The sequence below is a fragment of the Shewanella aestuarii genome, assembly GCF_011765625.1.
GTDB classification, from domain to species: Bacteria; Pseudomonadota; Gammaproteobacteria; order Enterobacterales; family Shewanellaceae; genus Shewanella; species Shewanella aestuarii_A.
Genome location: NZ_CP050313.1, coordinates 2,983,292 through 2,999,084 on the forward strand (window position 1 = coordinate 2,983,292; position 15,793 = coordinate 2,999,084).

Annotated in this window: 11 protein-coding genes and 1 pseudogene; 2 read left to right on the forward strand and 10 right to left on the reverse strand. The window is 42.2% G+C overall.

Going from position 1 to position 15,793, the window contains the following annotated elements; all coding sequences use genetic code 11:
* Positions 1–736: 736 nt before the first annotated feature.
* A pseudogene (locus HBH39_RS13120) lies at positions 737–2,271 on the reverse strand (M17 family metallopeptidase).
* A gap of 173 nt (positions 2,272–2,444) precedes the next feature.
* On the opposite strand from HBH39_RS13120, the gene HBH39_RS13125 reads away from it, so the two are divergent.
* Positions 2,445–3,905 (forward strand): aminoacyl-histidine dipeptidase, encoded by a 1,461-nt coding sequence (locus HBH39_RS13125; RefSeq protein WP_167678976.1) that lies wholly within the window; start codon positions 2,445–2,447, stop codon positions 3,903–3,905.
* Positions 3,906–3,935: 30 nt separating this feature from the next.
* On the opposite strand, the gene dinB is transcribed toward HBH39_RS13125, so the two are convergent.
* The 3 genes from dinB to bfr (HBH39_RS13140) form a co-directional block, all read right to left on the reverse strand.
* Entirely contained in the window at positions 3,936–5,009 is a 1,074-nt protein-coding gene (gene dinB, locus HBH39_RS13130; protein ID WP_167678978.1) for a DNA polymerase IV, read from the reverse strand.
* A gap of 218 nt (positions 5,010–5,227) precedes the next feature.
* Complete coding sequence (bfr, locus tag HBH39_RS13135) at positions 5,228–5,695, reverse strand: bacterioferritin (RefSeq protein ID WP_167678980.1); 468 nt, start codon at positions 5,693–5,695, stop codon at positions 5,228–5,230.
* Between the two features lie 16 nt (positions 5,696–5,711).
* Positions 5,712–6,182 (reverse strand): bacterioferritin, encoded by a 471-nt coding sequence (gene bfr, locus HBH39_RS13140; protein WP_167678982.1) that lies wholly within the window; start codon positions 6,180–6,182, stop codon positions 5,712–5,714.
* Positions 6,183–6,420: 238 nt separating this feature from the next.
* Here bfr (HBH39_RS13140) and HBH39_RS13145 point away from each other — a divergent pair, with 238 nt between their 5' ends.
* Positions 6,421–7,308, forward strand: coding sequence for an IS982 family transposase (locus HBH39_RS13145; RefSeq protein WP_167676119.1), 888 nt, complete (start codon positions 6,421–6,423; stop codon positions 7,306–7,308).
* Between the two features lie 94 nt (positions 7,309–7,402).
* Here the strand turns inward: HBH39_RS13145 and carB are convergent, their stop codons facing one another.
* From carB to HBH39_RS13175, 6 genes are all read right to left on the reverse strand, one after another.
* Complete coding sequence (carB, locus tag HBH39_RS13150; protein WP_167678984.1) at positions 7,403–10,624, reverse strand: carbamoyl-phosphate synthase large subunit; 3,222 nt, start codon at positions 10,622–10,624, stop codon at positions 7,403–7,405.
* A gap of 23 nt (positions 10,625–10,647) precedes the next feature.
* Positions 10,648–11,805: a glutamine-hydrolyzing carbamoyl-phosphate synthase small subunit gene (carA, locus tag HBH39_RS13155; RefSeq protein WP_208764162.1), complete on the reverse strand. Its 1,158-nt coding sequence runs from the start codon at positions 11,803–11,805 to the stop codon at positions 10,648–10,650.
* A 189-nt stretch (positions 11,806–11,994) separates the two neighbouring features.
* On the reverse strand, positions 11,995–12,810 hold the full coding sequence (dapB, locus tag HBH39_RS13160; RefSeq protein ID WP_167678988.1) for a 4-hydroxy-tetrahydrodipicolinate reductase: 816 nt from the start codon (positions 12,808–12,810) through the stop codon (positions 11,995–11,997).
* Positions 12,811–12,916: 106 nt separating this feature from the next.
* The gene (locus HBH39_RS13165) at positions 12,917–13,534 is read right to left on the reverse strand and encodes an FKBP-type peptidyl-prolyl cis-trans isomerase (protein ID WP_167678990.1); all 618 of its coding nucleotides are present in this window, start codon (positions 13,532–13,534) and stop codon (positions 12,917–12,919) included.
* Between the two features lie 96 nt (positions 13,535–13,630).
* Positions 13,631–14,431: a M48 family metallopeptidase gene (locus HBH39_RS13170; RefSeq protein ID WP_167678991.1), complete on the reverse strand. Its 801-nt coding sequence runs from the start codon at positions 14,429–14,431 to the stop codon at positions 13,631–13,633.
* Positions 14,432–14,521: 90 nt separating this feature from the next.
* Positions 14,522–15,778: a DEAD/DEAH box helicase gene (locus HBH39_RS13175; RefSeq protein ID WP_167678993.1), complete on the reverse strand. Its 1,257-nt coding sequence runs from the start codon at positions 15,776–15,778 to the stop codon at positions 14,522–14,524.
* Positions 15,779–15,793 lie beyond the last annotated feature (15 nt).

Below are 15,793 nucleotides of genomic sequence, written 5' to 3' on the forward strand. Positions count from 1 at the left end.
GGTTTCCAAAGGGGCGTAAGCGTTTTGCCCCTTTGGTCTGGTGTGGACGAAGCGCCACGACGTTAGTGGCCGTAGGCCATACTCCAAAGATACTTTGGGGCATAAATAACTGCTCATTCATACCGATGAAATAACAAAAAACAGACAAAAAAAAGCCTACTCAGTGAGTAGGCCGACATATTACAAGCATCCCTTTTGGGGAAAGGAAAGCGAGTATCACTGGGGAGTGATATGGGAATAAATCAAGCAATTTATTACCCGTGTCTAAACGTCAAATTGACGGGAAATGATGTTGGGTCACCAAACGGAAATAAGCTGAACCTAACCTTTAAAACTTCATAGCGAATAAACCGCCACGTAAAACACTTGTGTCAAACCAAGTGTTTTGCCAATAAATCTTGCCATTGCCTAAATAAGACATGATAAATTCTCCAAATTAAAGTTGTTTAAACCTAGTAGTGGCTCTGGTCCGTGGAACTAACTATTCTCAATCCATTGAGACAACTTTCTTACACTCGTTTCCTTGGAGATAACATCCATCCTGGATTTACTAGCATTGACGGCATCTCGCCAGCCAACGAAAAGAATTATACTAATATGTAATTTTATTACAAGTATTTTTTTAAAATAAACAAAAAAACCTTTATTTACGTAATAACATTACCAAAATAAAGGTTTTTACATATTTACTCTAAAACAAGATGAGGCTTATGCACTGTATTTATTTATAAAAATATCAATTGCCGCTTATCGAAAACTGTAATAAAGCTACTAGCGGCTGTGCGGTTGGTTTGCCGTACAAAGGATCCCTTGGGTGGCACTTCCAGCAATATCAATATGGGTATAACTCATAGGTAATTCATTTTTAAGTGAATGTTTCTCTAAACCAGATGCTTTTAATAAAAATGCTGCTGGATATTGATGCCCACGAGCAGTCACCGATGACGGGGCATTATTTGATGAAATAACATCTGCTGCACCATTTTTGTCAGAAATTTTGTCAAAATCATCTGGACGTAAATAAGAGACTTCAAATGGTTCGGCCCATTGCTGCCCGATATGTTGTAATTTAGCAGCTACCTGCTGTTGCTTGGCGACTGAATTTTCAACCAAGGCGCTATAACCACCATAACAACGCACCACATGACCGGTTAAAGTTGCTACCGAATATAACGATGGATTAACCGCTTTGGTGGCTTCAACACGTAAATGTGATAATAAATCCGCTAATACCAAACGCCCTTCTGCATCGGTATTACCAATTCGTACTCTAACGCCAGCATGACTTTTAATAATTTCATCGGTCACAAATGCCTCGCTGCCAATACTATTGCGTACCAGCCCTAACTGGGCTATCACCTTAATCCCTTTAGGTTTAAGTATCGATAAAGTCTTCATTAACCCAGCGATTGCCGCAGCACCACCTTTATCGCGGCTCATACCTGCCATGCCGCCAGCAATTTTAATATCGGCGCCACCAGTGTCATACACCACACCTTTACCGGCAAACAATAAGGTTTTGGTTATCTCCCCCTCGCCTTGGTAACAAACTTTAACCACCCGCGGATGATGACGCGCCACATCAAATGAGCTTCGTCCTACTGCCGATAATAATGGGTAATTTGCTTCTAAACTCGCCTTGTCATCCACAACCTCAACCTGTAAGCCACTATCTTTAAATGCATCAACACAGTAATCAGCAAATTTAATTGCACTCATGCGTTCAGGCTCTGTGCCGCATAAGTCTCTTGCAAGCACTCGCCCAGCTTCTAAGGCATTAAGTAACTGACTTTTATCGTTAGTATTTAATAAACCAATGGCTGTAAACACTGGCTGTAATTGCTTGGCCTCACGGGTTTCTAACGGTTGCCATAATGCTTGTCCGCAGGCGAGTGCTGCAACCTCAGCAGCAAACTCAAATCGAGCATCTTGTGAGGCGCTGACTATCAATAATGGTTTTTTAGCGCCAGCATCTTTAGCAATGGTTATTCCGTCTTTAGCAGCGTTGGCATATATTCTGACGTCGGCATAATCATCATTGCCGGTGACAGGTGAAATAATTAATCGACCACCAGCAAGCCCAGGGGCAAATAACAAGGTCGCTTGCTTGCCTACGCGTTGATCGATTTGAGTGGCATGATTAGCCAGCAAACTAATTTCTTGCTGTTCAATATCATCTAGATTAGGCGTGACCACCACTACCGCATCCCATCCTTCACCTTCAAAAATGGCGTTATCATTATTCACATCAACTACAGGTACTTGATACATTGTCTGTCCTTTTATTAAACATTCAGGGCTGAATTTTGTGCTGAGGGTTAATTTTTATTTACATAATTAAGGTTCCACTATCAATAATAATGGACGCAGTTAACATGGCAACTTATCCCGCTATGGTAGAATAATGCCATAAATTTATTAAATTGAATGATAGAGGACTTTTCGTGACAGCATTAAATCAATTATATCCACAACCTCTTTGGCAATGGTTCGAACAAATTTGTGCAATTCCTCATCCATCTAAATACGAACAGGCACTTTCAAGCCATATTCAACAATGGGCTAAATCAAAAGGCTTAGCTGTTGTTGAAGATAAAGTAGGTAACCTCATTATTCGTAAACCTGCCACTCCCGGTATGGAAAACCGTAAAGTGGTAGCACTACAAGCCCATATTGATATGGTTCCGCAAAAAAATGCCGACAAAGTGCATGATTTTGAAAAAGATCCTATCGAAGCTTATGTCGATGGTGAGTGGGTAAAAGCCAATGGTACTACCTTAGGCTCAGACAACGGCATTGGTATGGCATCAGCTTTAGCGATTTTAGGCAGTGATGACATTAAGCACGGCCCATTAGAAGTTCTGCTTACCATAGATGAAGAAGCGGGCATGACCGGCGCGTTTGGCCTAGAAGCAGGTTATTTAGATGCCGAAATCTTAATTAACACAGATTCTGAGCAAGAAGGTGAAATTTACATGGGCTGCGCCGGTGGCGTGGATGCACAAATTTCTATCCCACTTTCATGGCAGGCACCTGAGTTAAGCAACAAAGCATTTAAGCTAACTTTATCAGGTTTAAAAGGTGGCCATTCTGGCGTTAACATCCATTTGGGTCGTGGCAATGCAAACAAGTTGTTAGCTCGCTTCTTATTTGCTCAAAGTGACTTACTTGCATTAGAGCTAGTTGATTTCAACGGTGGGTCGCTACGTAACGCAATTCCACGCGAAGCCAGTGTAAGCTTCATGTTGCCAGCTGAAAATGTGCCAGCATTAGAAACCGCAATTAGCGAGTTTCAGGCCTTAGTTCGTCAAGAGTTAGCGATAGCCGACCCAGGCATGTTACTGACATTAACAGCCATTGATACGCCAGCAAAAGTAATTGGTGAAGATGCGCAAAATAGCTTAATTGACTTACTACACGCATGCCCAAATGGGGTAATGCGCATGAGTGATGAAGTTGAGGGGGTGACCGAAACATCACTGAATGTCGGCGTAATTAACACCGAGCAAGAAAGCATTGAAATATTGTGTTTAATTCGTTCACTGATTGATTCTGGCCGTGAAGAAATTCAAGGCATGTTAAATGCATTAACGAATCTTGCTGGCGCTAGCATTGAGTTCAGCGGCGCTTATCCGGGTTGGAAGCCTGACAGCACTTCACCTGTCATGGCGATTGTGCGTGAAACTTATAATGATATTTATAAGAAAGACCCAACAATTATGGTCATCCACGCTGGTCTTGAATGTGGTTTATTTAAAGAGCCTTACCCGCACATGGACATGGTTTCGATTGGCCCGACTATTCGCTACCCACATAGCCCAGATGAAATGGTTAACATTGAGACTGTCGGGCAATATTGGCAGCTATTGTTAGCGGTATTAGAGCGTATTCCAGCAAAAGTCTAATCTTTAATGTTGGCAACGACTTAACGTCAATTAAAACTGCAAATCGAGTTGGGTAACTGACTTAGTTTGCAGTTTTTTTTCATCTGTTTCTGCCAAACCGACACTCACACCAAGCAAGCGGATCCCGCGACCATTACTGCGTAAAAAGGCTTGCGCTAACAAGCTATAAAATAAGTTTACTGATATCCCATCACTGCGCTGCTCAATGGTAGTTTGTTTAAAGTCATGAAACTTTATCTTTACCACCTGTTTATTGATCTGTCTGTCTTTGGCACTACGACTGACTCGAGCGTCTAGCTCTTGAATTAATTGCGGTAACACTTGGTGGCATTGCGCTAGCGTAAAAATATCTTGGGCTAAGGTGGTTTCAACTCCCACTGATTTTCTAAGCCGATTATTACTGATCGCGCGAGGGTCAATCCCGTTTGCACGCTCGATCAATACTGCACCAAATTTACCAAATTTATCGAGTAATTTATGCTGAGGATAATCTTGCACATCGGCACAAGTTTCCAGCCCTAAATCGGAAAGCTTTTGCGCAGTAACCTTGCCCACACCAGGAATTTTTCTCAGCGGTAGGGTTTTAATAAACTCAGGAATGTTTTCTGGGGGTATCACATATTGACCATTAGGTTTATTTAAATCAGACGCAATTTTGGCGAGAAACTTAATTGGCGCGACGCCCGCTGAAGCCGTTAAGCCGGTCTCAGCTTCAATGTCTGCACGGATGGCTTTGGCAATTAACGTAGCACTACCGTGGTACAGCACACAATCAGTCACATCTAAAAATGCTTCATCTAACGATAACGGCTCAATAAGATCACTGTAACGCTGAAATATCTGCCTAATTTGCTGTGACACCTCTTTGTAAACCTGCATTCGACCGCGCACTAACACTAAATCAGGACATAACTTTAATGCTTGATAACTCGACATTGCAGACCGCACACCAAATTTACGCGCAGCATAATTGCAGGTGCTAATCACCCCTCGGCGATCTGAGCTGCCGCCAACCGCCACTGGTTTATCGCGTAGCTCAGGAAAATCACGCATTTCAACGGCGGCAAAGTAGCAATCCATATCAATGTGAATAATTTTTCGCATGCCAATATCAATTCAATAAGTAACAAACCCAATGTTACTGTGTATAAAAACAGTATTCAATTGACGAGTCACTTAATTCAATAACAATTTTATTGCCGCCTATAAAAAGATATAGCAGAGCATAATATTGGAATGGGTGAAAAGCCGTAACCATTTGGATATAAAATCAAAAAGCCCAAGCTGTTTGAGCTTGGGCTTTTTTCTGAGTAAATGCTAACTTACATTTTTGTTTGTAGATAGTTTTGCAAACCAACACGTTCAATTAAACGTAATTGTTTTTCTAACCAGTACATGTGATCAGACTCGGTATCATCTAGTAACACTTCTAAAATTTCACGTGTTTGATAATCGCCCTTTTCTTCACATAACTTAATCACTTTACGTAAATCATCCGCGACCTTGTACTCATACTGTAAGTCGTTTTCAAGCATTTCTTTGACATCTTTACCTATATTCAATGCTTCACGACTGGCAACATCAGGTGTGCCTTCTAAAAATAGAATACGTTGTACTAACTTAGCGGCATGCGCTTTTTCATCATCTGATTCATGTAAAATGCGGGTGTATAGCTCGTCAAATCCCCAATCTTCATACATGTGTGCATGCACAAAGTATTGATCCATTGCTGATAATTCACCGGTTAATAAGCTATTTAAAGCGTCTATAACTTCTTGATTGCCTTTCATAATCGAGTCCTTTTAGTTAGTCTTTAATTTGAGATTGAAGATAGTTTTGAATGCCGGTTTGAGTAATCAACTCTTGTTGAGACTCAATCCAATCTAAATGCTCTTCTTCATCTTCGAGCAGATCTTCAAGCAAATCACGACTGACATAATCTTGCTCGGTTTCACATAACTTAATCACATCACGTAATACTGCAATTTGTTCAGTAACCGCATCTTTATCGCAGTTCAACATTTCTTCGGCTTCTTCACCGATACGCAATTTATCAAGTTGTTGCAAATTAGGTAAACCTTCAAGGAACAAAACTCGCTCAATTAACTTATCAGCGTGTTTCATGTCTTGGATCGATTTCTTGTATTCTTTCTCGTTCAGCTTTTCTAAGCCCCAATGCTTAAACATGCGTGCATGAAGAAAATATTGGTTAATGGCGGTCAGCTCGAATGTTAATACACGATTAAGTTGGCTGATAACTTTTGGGTGACCTTTCATAATAATGTCCTTAATGGCAAAACTTGATCTGGATCAATTTAAGCTAGGATAGTACAGCTAGAATGCGATTGCAAATTTTCCTTTAAATTCATAAACATACAACTGATAACTATTATCATTACAACTTAGATTTGTAACTTAAATAACCTGAATTCGGGATAAAAATAGAAGGGAACTAAAAGCTGGTTCCATGATCAGATCTTTCGACCAAGAAGGATTGACCACAAAGGAACCAGCTATGAGTAAACTAGTAGATTTATTTTGTCATGTCGATGATTTTTGTAAGGCTTTTCTACCTCAGTGGCAGCAACTTCAACTTGAAAGTGGCGAGCGAAAGCGTAATCGTAAAGGACGAATGTCTGAAAGCGAAATTATGACAATCATTGTCGCTTTTCATATGTCTCATCAGCGTGATTTTAAAAACTTTTATCTGGGAATTATCTGTCGTTATTACAAAAATGATTTCCCTAAACTTCTCAGTTACACCCGATTTATTGAAGTGATGCCATCGATGCTTATACCACTAAGTGCTTTCTTTACCCATGTTAAAGGAGTGCCTACAGGTATTGAGTTTATTGACTCTACAAGCATTAAAGTCTGCCATAACTTACGCATCCCGAGACACAAGGTATTCAAAGGAACGGCTGCAAGAGGCAAAGGAACAATGGGCTGGTTTTATGGATTTAAGCTGCACATTATTACCAATCATCTTGGCGATATTGTGGCAGCTAAGCTTACTCCTGCTAATACGGATGACAGAAAGCCCGTTCGGGAACTGTCAAAAGGGCTACTCGATAAGCTTTACGCCGATAAAGGTTATATCAGTAAGGCGCTGACTGAAGATTTGAAAGAAAACGGGATCACTCTTATAACAACTCAACGAAAGAACATGAAGGCGAAGATATTAGCGGCTTGGGACAGAGCAATGCTGTCTAAACGGTTCATCATTGAAACCATCAACGACCAACTGAAGAATATTTCTCAGATAGAGCATTCAAGACACAGGAGTTTACATGGATTCATGTTGAACTTGCTAGGTGGATTAATCGCATATTGCCTAAAACCAGAAAAGCCATCATTGAACATCACACCTACAGAAAAGTCAGGGTTGATGGCGATGGCTTAAACCGATCTCAGGTTAAATAGCTTATTTTAGCGATAAAAAAAGCCTTCAAAATGAAGGCTCTTTACAATTGATATGACGTTTATTTATTGGCTTATTAGCCTTTAACGCGCTGATGTAACTCTTGAACTGAAGTCACATTGCCACGGTCATCAGCAGAATGTGCTAAGCAAGTAGCAAACGCTGCATTCAATGTCGTGGTGTAATTCACTTTATAACGTAGTGCACCACGGCGAATTTGACGCGAGTCTTCAATTGCTTGACGACCTTCAGTGGTGTTAACAATGTAGGTATATTCATCATTCTTGATACGGTCAAGAATATGAGGACGACCCTCATGTACTTTGTTAACTAATCGAGGGTTAATTCCCGCTTCACCAAGAATAACCGCCGTACCGTGTGTCGCATCAATTTCATAGCCTAGCTCAATTAGCTTTGCAGCCAACGAGGCAACGCGCTTCTTATCACTGTTACGTACAGACAATAATGCACGACCAGACTTAGGTACTTCAGCTGTGGCACCTAACTGTGCTTTAGCATAGGCTTCAGCAAAGGTATCACCTACACCCATGACTTCACCAGTTGAGCGCATTTCTGGCCCTAATAGTGGATCAACTCCTGGGAACTTGTTGAATGGCAGTACCACTTCTTTAACTGAGTAAAAAGGTGGAATCACTTCTTCTGTGAAGTTTTGTGATTTCAAGCTTTGACCTGCCATCACTCGAGCTGCAATTTTCGCTAAAGGTACACCTGTGGCTTTAGACACAAACGGTACGGTACGTGCTGCACGAGGGTTAACTTCAATCATATAGATTTCGTTATCTTTCACTGCAAACTGCACGTTCATTAAGCCAACTACGCCTAATTCAAAAGCCAGTTTAGACACTTGCTCACGCATTTGCGCTTGAATGTCTGCACTTAAGCTGTATGGCGGTAATGAACACGCTGAGTCACCAGAGTGAACACCGGCTTGCTCAATATGTTCCATAATTGCGCCAACAACCACGGTTTCACCATCACAAACGGCATCAATATCAACTTCTATGGCATCGTCTAAGAAGTGATCGAGTAATACAGGCGATGAGTTAGACACACTAACGGCTTCGTTAAAGTAACGTAGCAAATCTTGCTTGTCGTAAACGATTTCCATAGCACGACCACCCAGTACATAAGATGGACGAACCACTAATGGATAACCAATTTTTTCAGCTTCAATCACTGCACTTTCAACGGTTGTCACCGTCGCGTTCTCAGGCTGCTTCATGCCTAAACGTTGAATCGCTTGTTGGAAACGCTCACGGTCTTCAGCACGGTCAATCGCGTCTGGGCTAGTACCAATAATAGGTACTCCAGCAGCTTCTAAGTCACGGGCTAATTTTAGTGGTGTTTGACCTCCGTATTGCACGATAACGCCTTTTGGCTTCTCAATACGCACGATTTCAAGCACATCTTCTAGCGTCACTGACTCAAAGTACAAGCGATCTGAAGTGTCGTAGTCTGTTGATACGGTTTCAGGGTTACAGTTAACCATAATGGTCTCAAAACCGTCTTCACGCAGTGCTAATGCAGCATGAACACAACAGTAATCAAACTCGATACCTTGACCAATTCGGTTAGGGCCGCCACCTAACACCATGATTTTGTCGCGGTCAGATGGGTTAGCTTCACACTCTTCTTCATAAGTTGAGTACATGTAAGCCGTGTCGGTTGAAAATTCAGCCGCACAGGTATCCACACGCTTATAAACAGGGAAGATTTCATGACGGTGACGCAACTTACGCACTTCACTTTCACTGGCACCTAACACATCCGCTAAGCGTGCATCAGAGAAACCTTTGCGCTTTAACTGACGTAAGAACTCATAATTTAAACCTGACAAACCGACTTCAGCCACTTTAGCTTCGTTAGCAATGAGGTCTTCAATTTGAATTAAGAACCAATGGTCAATATTCGTCAGCTTGAAAATTTCGTCGCGAGATAAACCTGCACGGAACGCATCAGCGATGTACCAAATACGGTCACAGCCAGGCTCTTTTAATTCGTGACGAATAATTTGCATGGCTTCTGAAGATTGTAAATCTACAATCGGATCAAAACCGTTGCGGCCCACTTCTAAACCACGTAATGCTTTTTGTAATGACTCTTGGAAAGTACGGCCAATAGCCATAACTTCACCGACAGATTTCATTTGTGTGGTTAGACGGTCATTTGAACCGGCAAATTTTTCAAAATTAAAGCGCGGAACCTTAGTCACGACATAGTCGATAGCCGGTTCGAATGATGCTGGCGTTTTACCACCGGTAATGTCGTTGCTTAACTCATCAAGCGTGAAGCCCACTGCCAATTTGGCTGCAATTTTAGCAATCGGGAAACCGGTTGCTTTTGAAGCTAAAGCAGATGAACGTGATACACGCGGGTTCATCTCGATGATGACCATACGGCCAGTGTTTGGACAAATACCAAACTGAACGTTTGAACCACCGGTTTCAACACCAATTTCACGCAATACTGCTAAAGAAGCATTACGCATTAACTGGTATTCTTTGTCGGTTAAGGTTTGCGCTGGGGCAACAGTAATTGAGTCACCTGTGTGCACACCCATTGGATCGAAGTTTTCAATTGAACACACGATAATACAGTTATCGTTGCGGTCACGAACCACTTCCATTTCATATTCTTTCCAACCAATTAATGATTCATCAATCAATAATTCCTTAGTTGGCGACAAATCTAAGCCTTGAGAACAGATCTCTTCAAACTCTTCTTTGTTATAAGCGATACCACCACCGCTGCCACCCATGGTGAAAGAGGGGCGAATAATACATGGAAAACCTACCATGTCTAATACGCCATAAGCTTCATCCATATTGTGAGCAATACCAGCACGTGGACACTCTAGGCCAATGGACTTCATCGCTTTGTCGAAACGGCTACGGTCTTCAGCTTTATCAATTGCATCAGCTGTGGCACCAATCATTTCAACATTAAATTCTTTTAGTACACCTTTTTCTTCTAACTTTAGTGCGCAGTTCAGTGCAGTTTGTCCACCCATGGTTGGTAAAATCGCATCAGGACGCTCTTTAGCAATAATATTGCGCACCACTTCCCAATGAATTGGCTCGATATATGTTGCGTCGGCCATTTCTGGGTCAGTCATAATGGTTGCTGGGTTAGAGTTAACCAAAATGACTCGGTAGCCTTCTTCGCGAAGGGCTTTACAGGCTTGTGCACCTGAATAGTCAAACTCACACGCCTGTCCAATAACAATTGGACCGGCACCTAGGATAAGAATACTTTTAATATCTGTACGTTTTGGCATTGCTTCTGTCTTCTCCCAGATAACTACTTAGCGTGCTGACGGTATTGTTCAATAAGCTCGATAAAATGATCGAACAGAGGTGCGGCATCTGTTGGCCCAGGGCTGGCTTCAGGGTGTCCCTGGAAGCTAAATGCTGGCTTATCGGTTAAGTGAATACCTTGTAATGAACCATCAAATAATGACTTGTGAGTCACTTTGATGTTGGCTGGTAATGTGGTTTCATCAGCAGCAAAACCGTGGTTTTGGCTGGTAATCATCACATTACCTCGTTCAATATTACTGACAGGGTGGTTAGCACCATGATGGCCAAACTTCATTTTTAAGGTTTTTGCACCTGAAGCTAGCGCCAGTAATTGATGGCCTAAACAAATACCAAACACTGGAATATCTGTTGTTAAAATTTCTTGAATCGCCGCGATGGCGTAATCGCATGGTTCTGGATCGCCAGGACCATTTGATAAAAACACCCCATCTGGGTTCATGGCTAATACTTCTGCCGCAGGTGTTTTAGCTGGAACGACTGTGACATCACAACCACGGTCAACTAACATGCGCAAAATATTGCGTTTTACACCATAGTCATAGGCAACTACTTTAAATTTAAGCTCAGCTTCTGGGGTGTCAGACGGTAGACCACCGACTAATTTCCAGCTGCCACTTCGCCATTGGTATGTTTTATCTGTGGTCACTTCTTTGGCTAAATCCATGCCTTTAAGACCAGGGAAGGCTTTAGCGTGTTCCAGTGCTTTAGCTTCGTCTAGGTCACCCACCATAATACAACCGGCTTGGGCGCCTTTTTCACGCAGGATACGCGTTAATTTGCGGGTATCGATGTCCGCTATTCCAACCACGTTATTCGCTTTTAAATAATCGCTTAGTGATTGTTGGTTACGGAAGTTGCTAGCAATTAACGGTAAATCACGAATGATTAAACCACATGCATGAACCGATTCTGATTCAACATCTTCATTATTGGTTCCGGTATTACCGATATGTGGATAAGTTAATGTTACTATTTGGCGTGAATATGATGGGTCAGTTAATATCTCTTGGTATCCGGTCATTGAAGTATTAAATACTACTTCACCAACTGAAATCCCTGTAGCACCAATTGCTGTGCCAGAGAAAACTGTTCCATCTTCGAGTACGAGTAAGGCAGACTGTGTCAACGCGACCTCCAAAAAGAGCCAAGCCACTGAAATTATGTGTTTTTATTTTGCACTAAGATACCAATTTCCGCTGAATTACGAAATTTTGACAAATTCGGGCGATCATACAAGACAATCAATACCCAGTCTAGGCGCGATAAAGTCAATTTCAGAAAAAGTATGTTTCAAAAAAAACCACCATATCAAATGGTGGTTTCTACATTAATCATTAAGTCCAAGTACCTGCTGCATATCATACAAGCCAGGATTTTGATCAACCAACCAATGCGCTGCACGCATTGCACCGTTAGCAAAGGTCATTCTGCTAGAGGCTTTATGGGTAATTTCTAAACGCTCCCCAATATCCGCAAACATTGCAGTGTGCTCACCGACTAAATCCCCTGCACGAATCGTGGCAAAACCAATGGTTTCACGATCGCGCTCTCCGGTGATCCCTTCACGGCCATAAACGGCACACTTTTCAAGGTCACGGCCTAGGGTTTTGGCAATCACTTCACCCATTTTAAGTGCGGTCCCTGATGGGGCATCTTTCTTAAAACGGTGATGACCTTCAATAATTTCGATATCGGTATAGTCACCCATCACTTCTGCTGCAAGCTCTAACAGCTTCCACATTAGGTTCACACCAACAGACATATTCGGTGCAAAAACTACCGGAGTTTGTTCAGAATAAGCACCAATTTGCTCTTTTTGAGCATGATTGAAACCTGTAGTTCCTATGACAATCGGTTTACGATTGCGCGCGCACCAATCTAAGTGAACAATAGAAGCTTCTGGTGATGTAAAATCAATCAGTACATCAAAATCATCTGCAACATCATCAAGAGAGTCAGCAATGGCTACATTCATAGAGCCTACACCAGCAAGTTCACCCGCATCGACACCGATTAAGGTTGAACCTAAACGCTCAACCGCTGCGCCTAAGTATATAAACTCTTGATGTTTTGCCGATTCAATTAATGTACGTCCCATACGACCACTCGCACCGACAACGGCAACTCTTACTTTTGTAGTCATTTGCTCTCCCAGTAAAAACCCACTTAAATTTAGCTGCATACTTATTGGCTAAATCATTAACGATATATACAAAAACGCCTAAGTAATCTTAGGCGTTTTAACTAACTTAGATGATGTCTAACAACTCAACTTCAAACACTAACGCAGTGTAAGGAGGAATTGAAGCTCCAGCACCACGCTCACCGTATGCTAAGTGATGTGGCACAAATAATTTAAGCTTGGTGCCAACAGGCATTAACTGTAAAGCTTCTGTCCAACCAGCAATCACACCTGATACTGGGAATTCTGCAGGCTGGCCACGAGTTACTGAGCTATCGAATACTTCACCGTTGATGAAAGTACCGTGGTAGTGAGTACGTACAGTTGAATCAATTGATGGCTTCTCGCCGTCACCTTGAACTAATACTTCGTACTGAAGACCTGACTCAGTCACAATCACTTCGTCACGTTTAGCGTTTTCAGCTAAAAATGCATCAGCTTCAGCTGTTGCTGCAGCAGCGGCTTCTTCTTGTGCTGCTTGTAAACGACGGCTGATTTCAGTAAACGCTGTTTGTAAATCTGCCATTGAAACTTGGCTTTCTTTACCTAAGAATGCATCAGCTAAACCAGCTTGCACTGCAGGAATATCAATTCCTTCAAAAGGGTTGGCAGCTAGTTGCTCGCCCATTTGACGACCTACACCATAACTTGCATGCTGCTCCATTGTGCTGAACACTTCTGACATAATTTGCTTCTCTCATTTTATCGATAAAAAATTTGCACGGAGTTTATCACACTTAATCTGCTGATGCTGTGAAAAAGCCCGATTTTAGGGTGTTTTTCAACGGTTAATTTTACATTCAGTCAAAGACTGTTTTCTTGCTTGGGTATAAAGTGGCATGACTTTATTCAACCCTGACTGTAAATCTTCGATTCGATGACCATGAGATGGATGGGTAGACAGCAATTCAGGCCCTTGTTTACCACCCGCTTTAGCCATGTTTTTCCATAACTGGACACTGGCATTGGGGTCAAAACCCGCTTTGGCCATCAACTCTAACCCCATAATATCGGCTTCGCTTTCTTGATCGCGCCCAAAAGGTAAAATCACCCCAATTTGAGCGCCAAGACCTAGTCCTGCCATGTATAAATCTTTGTTGGCTACGCCACTTGCCCCAAGAGCCACATCGGCGACTTGCATCCCTATCCCCGTTAGTTGCTGACGTGAGACTTGCTCATTACCATGTTGTGCCAAAACATGGGCCACTTCATGGCCGATAACGGTTGCTAATTGATCTTGATTTGTCGCCACATTTAATAAGCCGGTGTAAACCCCAATATGACCGCCAGGCAATGCAAAAGCGTTTACTGAATCAGACTCAAACAACACCACCTCCCACTTTTGGCTTTGGTCTGGTAATGTCGCGGTAATACGCTGGGCAACACAATTCACATAGTTAGTTTTGGCTTTGTCTTGACTGATTTTTTGATCTTTTTTCATCGCCTCAAAAGACTGCGCTCCCATTTGCTGCATTTGAGCATCAGAAAATAGCAGCGCTTGTGTGCGCCCTGTCGGAGATTTGGTTGCCACGCAGCCAACTAAAAAGCTGGATACTAATACACTCACTAACAATCGCTTCATGGTGTTAAGTCCTTCTACTTATTTTTCCAATGTCCTTATATGTTACTGCGTGGTTGAAAAATTACCAAGATTGAATGCACTGTATACTTTTTATATAGATGATTTGTTTCTGCTTGCTGATGAAAAATCGCGGCTACTGCGTTTACTTGCTGTACGACGGTTTGCTTGTTTGTCTCTTGGTGGCCGCTTACTGGTGTTACAACTTGGTTTATCGGTGACAGGAAATGCCTCTAGGGTCTTTAAGGTTAAAGGCTGTTGAGTTAATAAACGAATTGCATCAAGGTGTTGTATCTCACTATGACTGACTAACGATAACGCAATACCGCTTTGCCCTGCTCGAGCCGTGCGACCTATACGGTGCACATAAACAGCTGCTTGATGAGGCAACTCAAAATTTATCACTACTGGCAGCGCGTCAATATGAATACCGCGAGCTAATACATCAGTGACCACCAATACGCTTAACTGACCGGTTTTAAAGTCTGCTAAGGATTGACTGCGATCAACTTGATTTTTATCACCATGAAGGGCGGCGCAATCAATACCGGCTTTGCGCAATTTTTTACACAAAGCATCGGCATTATCTTTTGCGTTTACAAACACTAATACCTGCGACCATTGGTGCAAGTTCATCAAATGCATCAACACCTTCGCTTTACTGCCTTTATTAACCAGATATAAGGTTTGCTCAATATCATCTACGGCACTATTAACTGCATGAGCCTCAACTCGAACATGCCCGGTAGCTAATACTTGCCCAGCTAATGCATCTAAGGCATCGGGTAACGTGGCAGAAAACAGCAATGTTTGCTTATTCGGCATGCGTTTAAGTAGCACATTAATCTCCTTAATAAAGCCCATATCCAGCAACCTATCCGCCTCATCAAGCACAACAGATTGCACGTGTTCAAATCGAATAAAACCTTGTTCAACCAAAGCCAGTAGCCGCCCTGGGGTTGCGACTATCATATGAACCTTGGAGCTTAAGCGATTGATTTGCTGTTCTATCGCTTCACCGCCACATAACACATCCAGCGTTAAACCTACCTTGTGCGCTAATGGCGACAAGTCTTGGCCAATCTGGGTAGCAAGTTCACGAGTAGGTACAATGACCAGTGCCATTGGACCTTGCTTTTGCAACTGTGCAGCCGGCATTAAGCTTAATCGATGCAATACAGGCAGCCCGTATGCGTAAGTTTTACCACTGCCAGTTTGCGCTAAGGCAAGTACGTCTTTTGCTGCGATAATGGCCTCAATCACTAAATCTTGAATGCGACTTGGCTTAGTCACTTTTTCAGGTAAGGCGCTTAATAGCTGTGAATTAAGTTTAAATGTTGAAAATGACATAAGACTGTGCTCATT

Excerpts from the sequence above, each read along its gene's own strand:
- bfr (WP_167678980.1), bottom strand. The coding sequence starts at position 5,695 with ATGAAAGGCAATCAAGAAGTTATAGACGCTTTAAATAGCTTATTAACC.
- HBH39_RS13175 (WP_167678993.1), bottom strand. The coding sequence starts at position 15,778 with ATGTCATTTTCAACATTTAAACTTAATTCACAGCTATTAAGCGCCTTA.
- HBH39_RS13170 (WP_167678991.1), bottom strand. The coding sequence starts at position 14,431 with ATGAAGCGATTGTTAGTGAGTGTATTAGTATCCAGCTTTTTAGTTGGC.
- HBH39_RS13145 (WP_167676119.1), top strand. The coding sequence starts at position 6,421 with ATGAGTAAACTAGTAGATTTATTTTGTCATGTCGATGATTTTTGTAAG.
- bfr (WP_167678982.1), bottom strand. The coding sequence starts at position 6,182 with ATGAAAGGTCACCCAAAAGTTATCAGCCAACTTAATCGTGTATTAACA.
- dinB (WP_167678978.1), bottom strand. The coding sequence starts at position 5,009 with ATGCGAAAAATTATTCACATTGATATGGATTGCTACTTTGCCGCCGTT.
- carB (WP_167678984.1), bottom strand. The coding sequence starts at position 10,624 with ATGCCAAAACGTACAGATATTAAAAGTATTCTTATCCTAGGTGCCGGT.
- HBH39_RS13165 (WP_167678990.1), bottom strand. The coding sequence starts at position 13,534 with ATGTCAGAAGTGTTCAGCACAATGGAGCAGCATGCAAGTTATGGTGTA.
- dapB (WP_167678988.1), bottom strand. The coding sequence starts at position 12,810 with ATGACTACAAAAGTAAGAGTTGCCGTTGTCGGTGCGAGTGGTCGTATG.